This is a genomic window from Streptomyces sp. NBRC 110611 (assembly GCF_001590865.1).
Classification (GTDB): domain Bacteria; phylum Actinomycetota; class Actinomycetes; order Streptomycetales; family Streptomycetaceae; genus Streptomyces.
Window position 1 is genome coordinate 1,033,831 of the sequence record NZ_BBUY01000001.1, and the last position, 15,521, is coordinate 1,049,351.

Annotated in this window: 10 protein-coding genes; 9 read left to right on the forward strand and 1 reads right to left on the reverse strand. The window is 71.3% G+C overall.

Features of this window, described 5'->3' with window-relative positions:
* Positions 1-31: 31 nt before the first annotated feature.
* The gene (locus AZE13_RS04475; RefSeq protein ID WP_066926934.1) at positions 32-1,315 is read right to left on the reverse strand and encodes a PucR family transcriptional regulator; all 1,284 of its coding nucleotides are present in this window, start codon (positions 1,313-1,315) and stop codon (positions 32-34) included.
* Positions 1,316-1,522: 207 nt separating this feature from the next.
* On the opposite strand from AZE13_RS04475, the gene AZE13_RS04480 reads away from it, so the two are divergent.
* The 9 genes from AZE13_RS04480 to AZE13_RS04515 all read left to right on the forward strand — a co-directional run bounded on the left by AZE13_RS04480 (position 1,523) and on the right by AZE13_RS04515 (position 15,450).
* Positions 1,523-2,449, forward strand: coding sequence for a proline dehydrogenase family protein (locus AZE13_RS04480; RefSeq protein WP_066926936.1), 927 nt, complete (start codon positions 1,523-1,525; stop codon positions 2,447-2,449).
* 84 nt (positions 2,450-2,533) lie between these two features.
* Entirely contained in the window at positions 2,534-4,165 is a 1,632-nt protein-coding gene (pruA, locus tag AZE13_RS04485; RefSeq protein WP_066926938.1) for an L-glutamate gamma-semialdehyde dehydrogenase, read from the forward strand.
* 332 nt (positions 4,166-4,497) lie between these two features.
* Positions 4,498-4,629 carry a hypothetical protein gene (locus tag AZE13_RS37790; protein WP_258527559.1) on the forward strand — a complete coding sequence of 44 codons (132 nt, stop codon included), beginning with the start codon at positions 4,498-4,500 and terminating at the stop codon, positions 4,627-4,629.
* 439 nt (positions 4,630-5,068) lie between these two features.
* Entirely contained in the window at positions 5,069-6,106 is a 1,038-nt protein-coding gene (locus AZE13_RS04490; RefSeq protein ID WP_066926940.1) for a 3-isopropylmalate dehydrogenase, read from the forward strand.
* A gap of 283 nt (positions 6,107-6,389) precedes the next feature.
* On the forward strand, positions 6,390-7,478 hold the full coding sequence (locus tag AZE13_RS04495) for a branched-chain amino acid aminotransferase (protein ID WP_066926942.1): 1,089 nt from the start codon (positions 6,390-6,392) through the stop codon (positions 7,476-7,478).
* 181 nt (positions 7,479-7,659) lie between these two features.
* Entirely contained in the window at positions 7,660-8,988 is a 1,329-nt protein-coding gene (locus tag AZE13_RS04500; protein ID WP_066926944.1) for an MFS transporter, read from the forward strand.
* Between the two features lie 326 nt (positions 8,989-9,314).
* On the forward strand, positions 9,315-10,952 hold the full coding sequence (gene cimA / locus AZE13_RS04505; RefSeq protein ID WP_066926945.1) for a citramalate synthase: 1,638 nt from the start codon (positions 9,315-9,317) through the stop codon (positions 10,950-10,952).
* Positions 10,953-11,228: 276 nt separating this feature from the next.
* Entirely contained in the window at positions 11,229-13,646 is a 2,418-nt protein-coding gene (locus AZE13_RS04510; RefSeq protein WP_066926947.1) for a polysaccharide lyase 8 family protein, read from the forward strand.
* Positions 13,647-13,866: 220 nt separating this feature from the next.
* On the forward strand, positions 13,867-15,450 hold the full coding sequence (locus tag AZE13_RS04515) for an acyl-CoA carboxylase subunit beta (protein WP_066926949.1): 1,584 nt from the start codon (positions 13,867-13,869) through the stop codon (positions 15,448-15,450).
* The last annotated feature ends 71 nt before the right edge of the window (positions 15,451-15,521 follow it).

Consider the following 15,521-nt stretch of genomic DNA (forward strand, 5'->3'; position numbering starts at 1 on the left):
CCCGGCCGGCGGGCAGGCCGAGAACGCCAAGTCAACCGAGCGCGGTGAGACGTGCCGCTTTGAGGGCCATGTGCACCAGTAGCCGGTGCTCGCCGTCGTCCAGGTCGAGGCCGGTCAGTTTCTCCACCCGGCTCAGGCGGTAGTAGAGGGTCTGGCGGTGGATGCCCAGTTCCTGGGCGGTGCGGCCGGCCTGGCCGGCGCAGTCGAGGAACACCTCGGCGGTGCGGGCGAGTTCGGCGTGGGCGGGTGCCAGCAGGGGGCCGAGGGCCGGGTCCGGTGCGGTGGCCGGCAGGCCGGCCAGGAGGCGGTACGAGCCGATGGCGTCCCACTGGGCGACCGGGCCCAGCCGGGGTTCGGCACGGGCTGCGCGGGCCGCGTCCAGGGCCTCCCGCCAGGCGCCCGGCAGATCCGTCAACTCCCGTGTGCCGATGCCGATTCCGGCGGCCGGGCGGGGCGGCCGGAGGTGGCCGGAAGCCGCCGTGCGAGGCTGCGGAAGGTGGTCCGTGGCGGCCGGTGCGGCGCCCGTGCGCGGCGAGCGCAGCAGATGTTCGGCCACCGTAAGGGCCGGGGCGAGCGCACCGGTCGAGCGCAGCCGTACCAGCGCCGCCAGGGCGTGCCCGGCCGTCGCGCCCCGCGGCCGCCCGGCGGTCCGCAGCGGACACGCCGCGAGCAGCCCCGGCAGGTTCGGCAGCGGTGCGGTGCCGGTGTCCGAGGGGTCCCAGGGCACCACCGCGACCAGAGTGAGCGGTACGCCCGGGGTGAAGCGCAGGGTGTCCCGCAGCGCGTCGCGCAGCGCGGTCGCCGCGGCCGGCCGCCCGGAGGGTCCGGCGGCCAGCAACTCGTGCAGCAGATCGCCGAGTTCCGAGCCGGTGCGGGCCTCGTCGGCCAGGAGCGCGCCGATCCGGGCGGCCGACTCCATCGCCTGGGTGATGCGCGGGTCGGGCGGGCTGCCATGGCCGCCCAGCGCCAGGTCGGAGAGGCGGCCGTCGTCCAGTACCCAGACGTAGCCGTGCACGATGCTCCGATGGCGTACCGGAAGGCAGATCCGGCCACGGAAGACTCCGGCCGCCGGATCCGGCGGAATGCGCAGCGGCGTCCGGGCGCGGGCGATGCCGAAGGCCTCGAACCAGGCCCGTACCGCCGCGGAGGAGCGCCGCTGGAGGATCGAGCGGGTCCGTACCGGGTCCATGACCTCGTCGTCCTCGCCGTCGTGCGCACCGAAGGCGATCAGTCCGAAGTCCCGGTCCTCCAGCGTCGCCGGGGCACCGAGCGCCGCCGAGATCTCGTCCACGAGCTGCTGGTAGTCGCCTCGCATCCGTCGCTCCGTCCTCTTCTGTCGCAGTGGTTGCCCGCATTCACCATTCTCATACATCTGTCTGAGATCCCGACCACGAAGGCGTGACAGCTGTCGATGGTCGCCAAGTGGCGAGATCCTTAAATTTCAGGTGGCTCAACCTCGCCGATGTATCCGCGTCATTCGGCGTCCCCAGGCCTTTGTCACCCTGAAACGTGGAGGTGCCCCATGCTGGGTCCCGTGCTTCTCGCCGCAGCGCGCAGCGACAGCATCCGCCGTATCGTCGCGGCCGCTCCGGTCACCCGCCCGGTGGTGGAGCGGTTCGTCGCCGGTGAGCGTCTGGACGAGGCCATGGCCGCCGTGCGGGCCCTGGCCGCGCGCGGCCTGGAGGTCACTCTCGACCACCTCGGCGAGGACATCACCGACCCGGCGGAGGCGCTGCGCAACCGTGACGCCTACCTCCAGCTGGCCGACGCCCTCAAGGCACAGGGGCTCGGCACCAGGGCCGAGATGTCGGTCAAACTGTCCGCCTTCGGCCAGGCGCTGCCCGGCGGTCACGAGCTGGCGCTGAAGAACGTCACCCCGGTGGTCGAGGCCGCCGCCGAGGCCGGGACGACCGTGACCCTCGACATGGAGGACCACACCACGGTCGACTCCACCCTCGCGATCCTGGCCGAGCTGCGCGAGCGCTTCCCCCAGACGGGCGCGGTGCTCCAGTCCTACCTCTTCCGCACCGAGGACGACTGCCACGCGCTCGCCGGGGAAGGCTCCAGGGTGCGACTGGTGAAGGGCGCGTACAAGGAGCCCGCCACGGTCGCCCACCAGGAGAAGCAGGAGGTCGACAAGGCCTATGTGCGCTGCCTGAAGATCCTCATGGCCGGGAAGGGCTATCCCATGGTCGGGTCGCACGATCCGCGGATGGTGGCCATCGCCCAGGACCTGGCCCACCGCAACGGGCGCAAGCCGGCGGACTACGAATTCCAGATGCTCTACGGCATCCGCGAGATGGAGCAGCGGAGGCTGGTCACCGAGGGCGAGCGCATGCGGGTGTACGTCCCGTACGGCACGGACTGGTACGGATACTTCATGCGCCGCCTCGCCGAGCGCCCCGCGAACCTGGCGTTCTTCCTGAGGTCGCTGGCGACCCGAGGCTGACGAGCAGGCCCTGAACCCCGGGCTTCGGCCCCGCCCCCCCACGCCCCCGTACGTACGAACCGACGATCGAAGGAGACGGCCACGATGGACGCCGTAACCCAGGTCCCCGTGCCGGCCAACGAGCCGGTCCACACCTACGCCCCCGGCAGCCCGGAGCGTTCCCGTCTGGAGGCCAAGCTCAAGGAGCTGGCCGGCAACCCGATCGAACTGCCGATGACCATCGGCGGTGAGCGGCGGATGGGTGGCGGCGAGCGCTTCGACGTCGTGCAGCCGCACCACCACGCGGCCCGGCTCGGCACGTACGCCAACGCGACCGTCCAGGACGCCCAGGACGCGGTGGACGCCGCGCTGGCCGCCGCCCCGGCCTGGCGGGCGCTGTCCTTCGACGACCGCGCCGCGATCATCCTGAAGGCCGCCGACCTGCTCTCCGGTCCGTGGCGGGAGACGATGGCCGCCGCGACCATGCTCGGCCAGTCCAAGACCGCCCAGCAGGCGGAGATCGACACCCCCTGCGAGCTGATCGACTTCTGGCGCTTCAATGTGCACTTCGCGCGCCAGATCCTGGCCGAGCAGCCCCCGGCGAACTCCCCGGGCGTCTGGAACCGCTCGGACCACCGCCCGCTGGAGGGCTTCGTCTACGCGATCACGCCGTTCAACTTCACCGCGATCGCCGGCAACCTCCCGACCGCGCCCGCGCTCATGGGCAACGTCGTGGTCTGGAAGCCGTCCCCGACCCAGACCTTCGCCGCGGTGCTGCTGATGCAGCTGCTGGAGGAGGCCGGGCTGCCCAAGGGCGTGATCAACCTCGTCACCGGTGACGGCAAGGACGTCTCCGAGGTGGCGCTGAACCACCCCGAGCTGGCGGGTATCCACTTCACCGGTTCGACCAGGACCTTCCAGTACCTCTGGAAGACGGTCGGCAGCAACATCGAGAAGTACAAGACCTACCCGCGGCTGGTCGGCGAGACCGGCGGCAAGGACTTCATCGTCGCCCACCCCACGGCCGACCGCGCCGTGCTGAAGACCGCCATGACCCGTGGCGCCTTCGAGTTCCAGGGCCAGAAGTGTTCCGCGGCCTCCCGCGCCTACGTCCCGGCCTCCCTGTGGAACTCCGGCTTCAAGGAGGAGTTCGCCGCCGAGGTCGAGTCCCTGACCATGGGTGACGTCACCGACCTGGCGCACTTCATGGGTGCCGTCATCGACGAGCGCGCCTTCGCCAAGAACAAGGCGGCGATCGACCGGGCCAAGGCCGACCCGACCGTCGAGGTCGTGGCCGGCGGCAGCTACGACGACAGCGAGGGCTACTTCGTCCGCCCGACGGTCCTGGTCTCCACCGACCCGGAGAACGAGATCTTCAAGGACGAGTACTTCGGCCCGATCCTGGGTGTGTACGTCTACGACGACGCCGACTACGACGCCATGCTCACCCAGATGGAGTCCGCCTCGGCCTACGGCCTGACCGGCTGCGTCATCGCCCAGGACCGTGCGGCCGCCGCCATCACCTGCGAGAAGCTGCGCTTCGCGGCCGGCAACTTCTACATCAACGACAAGCCGACCGGTGCCGTCGTCGGCCAGCAGCCCTTCGGCGGCGGCCGCGCGTCCGGCACCAACGACAAGGCCGGCGCCAAGCAGAACCTGATGCGCTGGACCTCCACCCGCTCCATCAAGGAGACCCTCGTCCCGCCGACCGACTACCGCTACCCGCACATGGGCTGACCACCGCGGACGGGCCGACGCCCGCGCGGACGACGACGGCCCGGCGCCCCGCTCTCGGGGTGCCGGGCCGTCGTGCTCGGCAGGCGGAGTCGCCGGACCACGGGTAGCTTCCGTCTCAGATAGTAGGAAGGCCAAGTAATTGTGCAGACATCACGGCGCGGCTGTCCTAACTTTGTAGGAGCCGAACCCAACGCTCCATCGAGCGAGAGCGGGTGCGGCCCGGTGTACGAGGGCAGGTGACCCCTGCCGTGCCGAGGCCCCCGCCCCTTCCGGCCACTTCTGATCGACGCTCCCCGGCTGTTCCCGGGGCTCTGGCATTGGAGACGTGAATCATGGCCGAGACCGCTGTCCGCAGGATCCGTCACTCCGTCCGTACGACCAGCGAAGCGGACCGCAGGAACGCCGCGGCGGCGCTCCAGCGGGCGCTCGACCGGCGGGACAACGGCGGCTCGACGGGTCACTAATCGCTGCGCTTGGCCGGCTTCCCACGTTGTCGTCTGCGGCGCCGTACCTTCCGTTTCGCCGTGGCGCCTGCGGCGGGCGTGGGTTTGTCGGGTGCGGGTCCGCTCCTCCGGACTGCCGTCCTGCGGAGCGGCCCCTCCCGTGAGGGGGAGGAAAAACGGTGAGTGGGGGTGTACGTCAGTGGTCCACTACCGGCACATGGGGACTACGTACACCCCCACCGGTCTTCTTCCACCCACCCACGGGAGGGGGCGCACCGCAGGACGGCAGTCCGGAGGAGCGCACCCGTGACGTACAGCCCCGCGCAGCGGAATCCAGTCCGCCGCCAGGCGCCACGGCGGGAAAGTCAACAACGTGGGAGGGCAGCCAAGCGCAGCGGACCGCAGTCCGCATCGTGGACGTTACGTGTCAAGCAGTGGGACGCGGAGTAGGGTCCCAGACATGTCTCGCATTCGCCTCGCAGTGATCCCCGGTGACGGCATCGGCCAGGAGGTCGTCGCCCAGGGGCTGAAGGTCCTGGCCGCGGTCCTTCCGCAGGACGTGAAGCTGGAATCCAAGGAGTACGACCTCGGTGCCAGGCGGTGGCACGCGACCGGTGAGACTCTTCCGGATGCCGAGCTGGAGTCGCTCCGGCAGCATGATGCGATCCTGCTGGGCGCGATCGGTGACCCGTCCGTGCCGTCGGGGGTGCTGGAGCGCGGGCTGTTGCTCAAGCTGCGTTTCGCCTTCGATCACTTCGTCAATCTGCGTCCGTCGAAGCTGTTGCCGAATACGGCCACTCCGCTGGCCGGGCGGCCGGAGATCGACTTCGTGGTGGTGCGGGAGGGTACCGAGGGGCCGTATACGGGCAATGGCGGCTCGCTGCGTACCGGTACCGCCGCCGAGGTCGCCACCGAGGTCAGTGTGAACACCGCCTACGGCGTCGAGCGGGTGATCCGGGACGCCTACGAGCGGGCCAACGGCCGTCCGCGCAAGAAGCTGACGCTGGTGCACAAGAACAACGTCCTGGTCTACGCGGGGCATCTGTGGAAGAACATCTTCGACAGGGTCGGCGCGGAGTACCCGGAGGTCACCACGGACTATCTGCATGTCGATGCGGCGACCATCTTCTTCGTCACCCAGCCCGAGCGGTTCGATGTGATCGTCACCGACAACCTCTTCGGCGACATCCTCACCGACCTCGCCGCGGCCGTCACCGGCGGTATCGGCCTGGCGGCTTCCGGCAACATCAACCCGACCGGACAGTTCCCGTCGATGTTCGAGCCGGTGCACGGCTCCGCCCCCGACATCGCCGGCACCGGCAAGGCCGACCCCACGGCCACGGTCCTGTCCGTCGCCCTGCTCCTGCGCCACCTCGGCTACGAGCCGCAGGCGGTACGTATCGAGGAGGCCGTCGCGGCGGACCTGGCGGGCAGGGACGGCACCGCCCGCACCACGGACGAGATCGGCGACGCGCTCGCCGCACGGGCGGCGGGCTGAGGCCCGCGGCGGCGAACCAGCAGTTCACGGACGGCGCCGGGCCGGGACTCCTCGTCCTTGCCCGGCGCTGTCGCGTGGCGCGGCCGGATGCGACCATCGGAGCCGGACCGCGCAGACCGGTTCCAGCGGCGCACACCCACGAGCGATAATCGGACGTGGCATCGCCGTCGGTGAGGAAACTCGGACGTCCCAGTAACGACCGGTACGTTCAAGAGCCCTGGTGAGCGCGGCCGGCTGGGAGGTACCCCCAGGTATCGGAACACGCAGTGAAGGACACGCATATATGACGACGCCCACGATCGAGCTCAAGCCCTCCCCGCACCCGCTCTCCGACGCGGAGCGGGAGCGGATCCTGGCGGCTCCCGGCTTCGGCCGCCACTTCACCGACCACATGGTGACGATCAAGTGGACCCAGGGCCGCGGCTGGCACGACGGACAGCTCGTGCCCTACGGGCCGCTCTCCCTCGACCCGGCGACCAACGTCCTGCACTACGCCCAGGAGATCTTCGAGGGCCTCAAGGCCTACCGCCGGCCCGACGGCTCCGTCGCCACCTTCCGCCCCGACGCCAACGCCCGCCGCTTCCAGGCCTCCGCCCGCCGGCTGGCCATGCCGGAGCTGCCGGTCGAGACCTTCATCGAGGCGTGCGACGCACTCGTCCGGCAGGACAAGGACTGGGTGCCCGCGCACGGCGGTGAGGAGTCGCTCTACCTGCGCCCCTTCATGATCGCGACCGAGGTCGGCCTGGGCGTGAAGCCCGCCAACGAGTACCTCTTCGTGGTCATCGCCTCGCCCGCCGGCGCGTACTTCCCCGGCGGCGTCAAGCCGGTCTCCATCTGGATCTCCGAGGACCGGGTCCGCGCCGTCCCCGGCGGGATGGGCGACGCCAAGACCGGCGGCAACTACGCCGCGTCGCTGCTCGCCCAGGCCGAGGCCGCCGAGCGGGGCTGTGACCAGGTCGCCTACCTCGACGCCGTGGAGCACAAGTGGGTCGAGGAGCTCGGCGGGATGAACCTGTACTTCGTGTACGGCGACACCATCGTCACGCCGGCCCTCACCGGTTCGCTGCTCGCCGGCGTCACCCGGGACTCCCTGCTGTCCGTCGCCCGCGACCTGGGGTACAAGGCGGAGGAGGGCCGGGTCTCCCTCGACCAGTGGCGGGCCGACACCGAGAACGGCACCCTCACCGAGGTCTTCGCCTGCGGTACCGCCGCGGTGATCACCCCGGTCGGCACGGTGAAGACCGCGGGCGGCGAGTGGACCCAGTCCGACGGCGAACCCGGCACGGTCACGGTGAAGCTGCGCGAGGCGCTCCTCGACATCCAGCGGGGCGTCGCCGCGGACACCCACGGCTGGATGCACCCGCTGGGCTGACCCGCCCCGGGCACTCTCCCGCTGATGACGATGGCCGCCCCGGCCGCGGACCGGAGGCGGCCGTCGTCATGAGCGGACGGCGCCCGGCACCGTCCGTACGACCGCAACGCACGAAAGTACGCGCGATCGTTGTCGTCCCGGCTCTTGCCGGTCACCCGCCGGTCCGCGACCGTGATCGGCTATGGGACGAGAGCACTGGAAGAAGATCTGGGTCGGTTCGGCCGGCAACATGGTCGAGTGGTTCGACTGGTTCGTCTACGCCAGTTTCGCGGTCTACTTCGCGGACTCCTTCTTCCCCGAGGGGAACGAGACCGCGAAGCTCATGAACACCATGGGGATCTTCGCCGTCGGGTTCTTCCTGCGCCCGGTCGGCGGCTGGCTGCTCGGCCGGGTCGGCGACCGCCGGGGCCGCAAGGCTGCCCTCACCCTGACCGTCACCCTGATGTCCGCCTCGGCGGTCCTGATCGCGATCGCCCCCACCTACGACGTCGCCGGCTACGGCGGTGTCGCCGTACTGCTCCTCGCCCGGATGCTGCAAGGGCTCTCGGTCGGCGGCGAGTACGCGGCCAGCGCCACCTACCTCACCGAGGCGTCCGCTCCCGGGCGGCGCGGCTTCGCCTCCAGCTTCCAGTACGTGTCGATGACGGCGGGGCAGCTGCTCGGCCTCGGCCTGCAGATCGTGCTCCAGCGCACGCTCTCCGAGGACACGCTGCACAGCTGGGCCTGGCGGATCCCGTTCATCGTCGGTGCGCTGGGCGCCGGGGTCGTCTTCTACCTGCGCCGCAACATGCTGGAGACCGAGGTGTACGCGGAGGACGACGGCGCCCGGGCCGACCCCGGCCGCGGCACGCTCAAGGCGCTGTGGGCCCACAAGCGCGAGGCGTTCCTGGTCGTCGCGCTCACCATGGGCGGCACCGTCGCGTACTACACGTACACGACCTACCTCACCAAGTACCTCTCGGGCAGCGTGGGGATGGACAAGCCGACCGCCTCCCTGGTCAGCTTCTGCGCCCTCTTCCTCTTCATGTGCCTCCAGCCGCTGGCCGGCCGGCTCTCGGACCGGATCGGCCGCCGCCCGCTCCTGATCACCTTCGCGATCGGCTCGACCTTCCTGACCGTGCCGATCATGACGCTGCTGAAGCACGCCGGGTCCTTCTGGCCGGCCCTCGGCCTCTCCCTCCTCGCGCTGCTCGTCATCACCGGCTACACCTCGATCAACGCCTGTGTGAAGGCCGAACTGTTCCCCACCGGCATCCGCGCGCTCGGCGTCGCCCTGCCGTACGCCCTCGCCAACGCGATGTTCGGCGGTACCGCGGAGTACGTCGCCCTGTGGTTCAAGAACAGCGGTGCCGAGTCCGGCTACTACTGGTACGTCGCCGGCTGCGCCGCGGTCTCCCTGATCGTCTACCTCACCATGCGGGAGACCCGCACCATCGACCTGCACCGGGTCGGCACGGGGGAGCGCCCGGACGCCGTCCCCGCACCGGGCCGGGAGCCGGTCGCCGACTGAACGCCGCCGTCGGGCCGTCCGGCGGACGGCCCGACCGCATGGTGAGATCGTTGCGTACGACATCCAAGGGTGTGGCAGACTTCGGCCCGTGCCCTCGTCCGCCATGACTATTGGCAGCAGGCGCGCCGGTCCGCAGTGACCGCCCCGTACGAACCGAGTACGGCGTGGCCACCGTCGTCCCAGACCCGCGCGCAGACCTCTCGCACCCGCGAGAGGTTTTTTCGTTCCCGGCCCACACTCCGCCGGAAGCGGAGCGCGAGGGAGCATGGAGGGACGGTGGAACCGGTTTTCCGGCAGACCGAAATCCCGACAGGAGCCAGACCAGCATGACGGCCGCACCTCATCCCGACCCCTCCGACGCCCGTCTCTCCGGCGCGGTGCCCGACGGCTTCCACGTCTTCGACACCACCCTCCGCGACGGCGCGCAGCGCGAAGGCATCAACCTCACCGTCGCCGACAAGCTGACCATCGCCCGGCACCTCGACGACTTCGGAGTGGGCTTCATCGAGGGCGGCTGGCCCGGTGCCAACCCGCGGGACACCGAGTTCTTCCAGCGCGCCCGCGAGGAGATCGACTTCCGGCACGCCCAGCTGGTCGCGTTCGGCGCCACCCGCAAGGCCGGCGTCCGCGTCGAGGACGACCCCCAGGTCGCCGCCCTCCTGGACTCCGGGGCCCCGGTCATCACCCTGGTCGCCAAGTCCCACACCGGCCATGTGCAGCTGGCGCTGCGCACCACCCCCGACGAGAACCTCGCGATGATCGCGGACACCATCGCCCACCTCCGCGACCGGGGCCGCCGGGTCTTCCTCGACTGCGAGCACTTCTTCGACGGCTACGCCCTCGATCCGGACTACGCCGAACAGGTCGTCCGCACCGCCGCCGAGGCCGGCGCGGACGTGGTCATCCTCTGCGACACCAACGGCGGGATGCTCCCCGCCCAGATCACCGCCGTCGTCCGGACCGTCCTCGCGGACACCGGCGCGCGGCTGGGCATCCACGCCCAGGACGACACCGGCTGCGCCGTCGCCAACACCCTCGCCGCCGTGGACGGCGGCGCCACCCACGTCCAGTGCACCGCCAACGGCTACGGCGAGCGGGTCGGCAACGCCAACCTCTTCCCGGTCGTCGCCGCCCTGGAGCTCAAGTACGGGCGTCCGGTGCTGCCCGAGGGCAAGCTCGCCGAGACCACCCGGATCTCGCACGCCATCGCCGAGGTCGTCAACCTCACCCCCTCCACCCACGAGCCCTACGTGGGCGTCTCCGCCTTCGCGCACAAGGCCGGCCTGCACGCCTCCGCGATCAAGGTCGACCCGGACCTCTACCAGCACATCGACCCGGCGCTGGTCGGCAACACCATGCGGATGCTGGTCTCCGACATGGCCGGCCGGGCCTCCATCGAGCTCAAGGGCAAGGAGCTGGGCTTCGATCTGAGCGGCGACCGCGCACTGGTCGGCCGGGTCGTCGACCGCGTCAAGGAACGCGAACTCGCGGGCTACACCTACGAAGCCGCCGACGCCTCCTTCGAACTCCTGCTGCGCGAGGAGGTCCGGGGCGAACCGCTGCGCTACTTCACCGTCGAGTCCTGGCGGGCGATCGCCGAGGACCGCCCCGACGGCACCCACGCCAACGAGGCGACGGTGAAGCTGTGGGCGAAGGGCGAACGGATCGTCAGCACCGCCGAGGGCAACGGCCCGGTCAACGCCCTGGACCGGGCGCTGCGCAGCGCTCTGGAGCGGATCTACCCCCAGCTGGCCACCATGGAACTGGTCGACTACAAGGTCCGCATCCTGGAAGGCGCCCTGGGCACCGGCTCGATCACCCGCGTCCTGGTCTCCACCAGCGACGGCCGCAGCGAATGGTCCACGGTCGGCGTCGCGGAGAACGTCATCGCGGCGAGCTGGCAGGCGCTGGACGACGCCTACGCGTATGGCCTCCTGCGGGCCGGGGTGGCCCCTCAAGGGTGACGCGCCCGGGGGCTTCGTCCCGGTCCGCCGGATGGCCGGGGCGGGCCCCCTTCTGCCGCAATGGCGCCTGGCCACGACGGTGCGGGTCCGGCAGCATGGGCGGCGGCAGGAGCGACGGAATCACCACCATCCACGGGCGGAGCCGGACCGCGGGACGCCGGTCCGGAGGGCCGGCCCCGTGACGTACAGCCCCGCGCAGCGGCACCAGCCCGCCGCGTGGGGGTACCGCCCACGCCCTTGAGGCAGTGGGGGAGACGCGGCGGGAAGGCCGAAGACGTGGGAGGGCAGCCGAGAGCAGGGTGCACACGCAGGGGATTCCTCGCCGTCTCCGCGGCAGGAGCGTTCCGCCTCCACGGCCCGCGGGCCGGTGGGGCGGACCCGTACCAGGTCCTCCGCAGGCGCTGGTGCGCGTTGACGCTCGGTACCGGCTTCGACCCGGAGGAGCCCCCGTACGCCGCCGTCCTCCGCGAGACGGGTGAACTCGCGGGCCGTCACCGGGCGGGCATGCGGCCGGAGGACGGTTCGCTGTGGCCGGACTGTCCGTACGATCCGCCGTCCGGCATCACCCAGAGCTACAGCCGGCTGTGGACCATGGCCCAGGCCTACGCCCAGCCGGGCACCGGGCACACCGGTGATCCCGGGCTCGCCGAGGCGCTCCGCGCCGGGCTCGGCCATCTGGAGGCCACCGTCTACCACGCCGGCACCGCCCGCTACGGGAACTGGTGGGAGTGGCAGATCGGCAGCCCCAGACTGCTGCTCGACACCATGGCGGTCCTCGACGAGCGGGGCGGCCTGCCCGACGGCCTGCGGGAGCGCTGCCTGGCCGCCGTGGACCACTTCGTCCCCGAGGCGATGCTCGGCGACTACACCGGGACCAGCACCGGTGCCAACCGCGTCGACCTGTGCCGGGTCGCCGCCCTGCGCGGCATCCTCGGCCGGGCGCCCGGGAAGATCGCGCTCGCCCGGGACGCCCTCTCACCGGTCTTCCCGTACGTCGTCAAGGGCGACGGGCTCTACGCCGACGGGTCGTTCATCCAGCACACCCGGGTCGCCTACTCCGGCACCTACGGCTACGTCCTGCTGGACGGCCTGGGGCGGCTGTTCACCCTGCTCGGCGGATCGGCATGGGAGGTGACCGACCCGGCTCGGCAGATCATCTTCGACAGCGTGGAGCGGGCGTACGCCCCACTGCTCCACAACGGGCTGATGATGGACAGCGTCAACGGACGTGCCATCAGCCGCGGTTACCTCCGTCACGACGAGCGCCGGATCCTGCGCAGCGACCACTACCACGGGCACGCGCTGATCGCCGCCGTCGCCCTGCTGGCCGAGGCCGCCGGCGCCGCCGAGCGGCGGCGCTGGCACGGCATGATCAAGGGCTGGACGGCCCGGGACCGTACGCTGCCGGTGCTCACCGACCGGCAGTACGGCGTCGCCGACCTCGCCCGGCTGCGGAAGATCGCCGACGGTCCGGTGCCCGCCGCGCCCGAGCCCGTCGGCCACCGGCTGTTCCCGGCCATGGACCGGGCCGTGCACCGGCGCCCCGGCTGGGCCGCCGGGCTCGCCATGGCCTCCGACCGGATCACGTACTACGAGAACGGCAACGGCGAGAACCGGCGCGGCTGGCACACCGGAGCCGGGATGCTCTACTGGTGGCGCGCGGACGCCGGCGGCGACCAGTACACCGACGCCTTCTGGCCGACCGTCGACCCCTACCGGCTGCCCGGCACGACCGTCTCCACCCGACGGCTCGCGGACAACGAAGGCGGCGGCTGGGGCGAGCCCCGGCCCGCCGTGCGCTGGGTCGGCGGCACCACGGACGGCGAGTTCGCCGCGATCGGGCAGCACCTGCGCGGCCTCGCCTCCACCCTCACCGCCCGGAAGTCCTGGTTCGCGCTCGCCGACTGCGTCGTCTGCCTGGGCGCCGGCATCACCGCAGGCGACGGGGTGCCCGTCGAGACCGTCGTCGACAACCGCTGCCTGGGGGAGTACGGCACCCCCGCGCTCACCGTCGACGGCGTACGGCAGCCCGGCACGCTCGGCCGCACCACCTCCTTCCGCCACGCCCGCTGGGCCCACCTCGCCGGACACGGCGGCTGGGTCTTCCCCGGATGCCCCGGCGGAGCCGCCCTGACGACGCGGCGTGAGGCCCGTACCGGTTCCTGGCACGACATCAACGCCACCTCGTCCCGGGAGGAGTTCACCCGCCGCTACCTCACCCTGTGGCACGATCACGGCACCGACCCGGACGGCGCCCGCTACGCCTACCTCCTGATGCCGGGCGCCGCCCCCGCCGCCCTCGCCGCGCGCGCCGCCGACCGGCACTGGCTGACCGTGCTCGCCAACGACGCCGGCCGGCAGGCGATCGCCGTTCACCCGCTCGGCGTAACGGCCGCCAACTTCTGGCGGGCGGGCCGCGCGGGCGAACTGTGCAGCAGCGGTCCGGCGAGCGTGCTGGTGCGGGAACGGCGGGGCGGCCGGACGGGCGCGGCCTCTGGCCGGACCGTACAACTCTGCGTCGCCGCGCCGGTGCGGTCCGGGGATATGGTGGAGATCACGTGGTCGCGGCCGGTGCGCGCGGTACTCGGCCACGATCCCGCGATCGAGGTGCTCGCCACCGGCCGGGCGCTGCGGCTCCGGATCCGTCCCGGCACCGCCTGCGTTACCCACCGCTGTACGGTCCAGCCGCTCTGACCTGGTCCGATGCCGCCCTCGGCGGCCGGTCCGGCACAGTGCGGCAGCGCCCCGGCGATTGTCGGTCCCCTACAGACCGGGTATGGCCCCGTCACCCGAACGGCCGCCGTGGCCGGTGCCCCGTCCAGGATGGTTCTGTACTGCCTGCCCACGAAATGGCATGGGACGTTGTACGAAACCGACATCGGTACAGGGCGCCCCGCACACGTACCGTCGATACATGACCACTGTCGAAGATCTGCCCGCCGGCGCCAACGACGCCCGCGGGCGCGTCGCCGAGCTGCACGCCATCCGCGAGCAGGTCCGGCGCGGACCCAGCGAGCGGGCGACCGAAGCGCAGCGTGCCAAGGGCAAGCTGACGGCGCGGGAGCGGATCGAGCTGCTGCTGGACGAGGATTCGTTCAACGAGGTCGAGCCGCTGCGGCGGCACCGGGCGACGGGCTTCGGCCTGGAGGCCAAGAAGCCCTACACCGACGGAGTGATCACCGGCTGGGGGACCGTCCACGGCCGGACGGTCTTCGTCTACGCACACGACTTCCGGATCTTCGGCGGTGCGCTCGGCGAGGCGCACGCCACCAAGATCCACAAGATCATGGACATGGCCATCCAGGCCGGTGCCCCGCTGGTCTCGCTCAACGACGGCGCCGGTGCCCGTATCCAGGAGGGCGTCTCCGCGCTGGCCGGCTACGGCGGCATCTTCCAGCGCAACACCAAGGCGAGCGGGGTCATCCCGCAGATCTCGGTCATGCTCGGCCCGTGCGCGGGCGGCGCGGCCTACAGCCCCGCCCTGACCGACTTCGTCTTCATGGTCCGCGAGACCTCGCAGATGTTCATCACCGGTCCGGACGTCGTGCGTGCGGTCACCGGCGAGGAGATCACCCAGAACGGCCTGGGCGGCGCCGACGTGCACGCCGAGACCTCCGGCGTCTGCCACTTCGCCTACGACGACGAGGCCACCTGCCTCGAAGAGGTCCGCTACCTGCTGTCGCTGCTGCCGGCCAACAACCGGGAGAACCCGCCGGCGGTGGCCTGCGAGGACCCCGCCGACCGCTCCGGTGACGCACTGCTGGACCTGGTCCCGGCCGACGGCAACCGCCCGTACGACATGCGCAAGGTCATCGAGGAAATCGTCGACGACGGCGAGTACCTCGAGGTCCACGAGCGCTGGGCGACCAACATCATCTGCGCGCTGACCCGCCTCGACGGCAAGGTGGTCGGCATCATCGCCAACCAGCCGCAGTCCCTGGCCGGTGTCCTGGACATCGAGGCCTCGGAGAAGGCCGCCCGCTTCGTCCAGATGTGCGACGCCTTCAACATCCCGATCGTCACCCTCCTCGACGTCCCCGGGTTCCTGCCCGGCGTGGACCAGGAGCACGGCGGCATCATCCGCCACGGCGCCAAGCTGCTCTACGCCTACTGCAACGCCACCGTGCCGCGGATCTCCATCGTGCTGCGCAAGGCCTACGGCGGCGCCTACATCGTCATGGACTCGCAGTCCATCGGCGCCGACCTGACCTACGCCTGGCCGACCAACGAGATCGCGGTGATGGGTGCCGAGGGCGCCGCCAACGTCATCTTCCGCAAGCAGATCGCCGAGGCGGACGACTCCGAGGCCATGCGCACCCGCATGGTCAAGGAGTACAAGTCCGAGCTGATGCACCCGTACTACGCGGCCGAGCGCGGCCTGGTCGACGACGTCATCGACCCCGCCGACACCCGTCACACGCTCATCCGCGCCCTCGACATGCTGCGCACCAAGCACGCGGACCTGCCGGCCCGTAAGCACGGCAACCCGCCCCAGTAGCCCCATCCCGCACCCGCACCAGGCACCACGCCACCGCGAAGACGGAGAAGACACCGTGACCACCGTGAACA

Excerpts from the sequence above, each read along its gene's own strand:
- AZE13_RS04475 (WP_066926934.1), bottom strand. The coding sequence starts at position 1,315 with ATGCGAGGCGACTACCAGCAGCTCGTGGACGAGATCTCGGCGGCGCTC.
- AZE13_RS04480 (WP_066926936.1), top strand. The coding sequence starts at position 1,523 with ATGCTGGGTCCCGTGCTTCTCGCCGCAGCGCGCAGCGACAGCATCCGC.
- pruA (WP_066926938.1), top strand. The coding sequence starts at position 2,534 with ATGGACGCCGTAACCCAGGTCCCCGTGCCGGCCAACGAGCCGGTCCAC.
- AZE13_RS37790 (WP_258527559.1), top strand. The coding sequence starts at position 4,498 with ATGGCCGAGACCGCTGTCCGCAGGATCCGTCACTCCGTCCGTACGACC.
- AZE13_RS04490 (WP_066926940.1), top strand. The coding sequence starts at position 5,069 with ATGTCTCGCATTCGCCTCGCAGTGATCCCCGGTGACGGCATCGGCCAG.
- AZE13_RS04495 (WP_066926942.1), top strand. The coding sequence starts at position 6,390 with ATGACGACGCCCACGATCGAGCTCAAGCCCTCCCCGCACCCGCTCTCC.
- AZE13_RS04500 (WP_066926944.1), top strand. The coding sequence starts at position 7,660 with ATGGGACGAGAGCACTGGAAGAAGATCTGGGTCGGTTCGGCCGGCAAC.
- cimA (WP_066926945.1), top strand. The coding sequence starts at position 9,315 with ATGACGGCCGCACCTCATCCCGACCCCTCCGACGCCCGTCTCTCCGGC.
- AZE13_RS04515 (WP_066926949.1), top strand. The coding sequence starts at position 13,867 with ATGACCACTGTCGAAGATCTGCCCGCCGGCGCCAACGACGCCCGCGGG.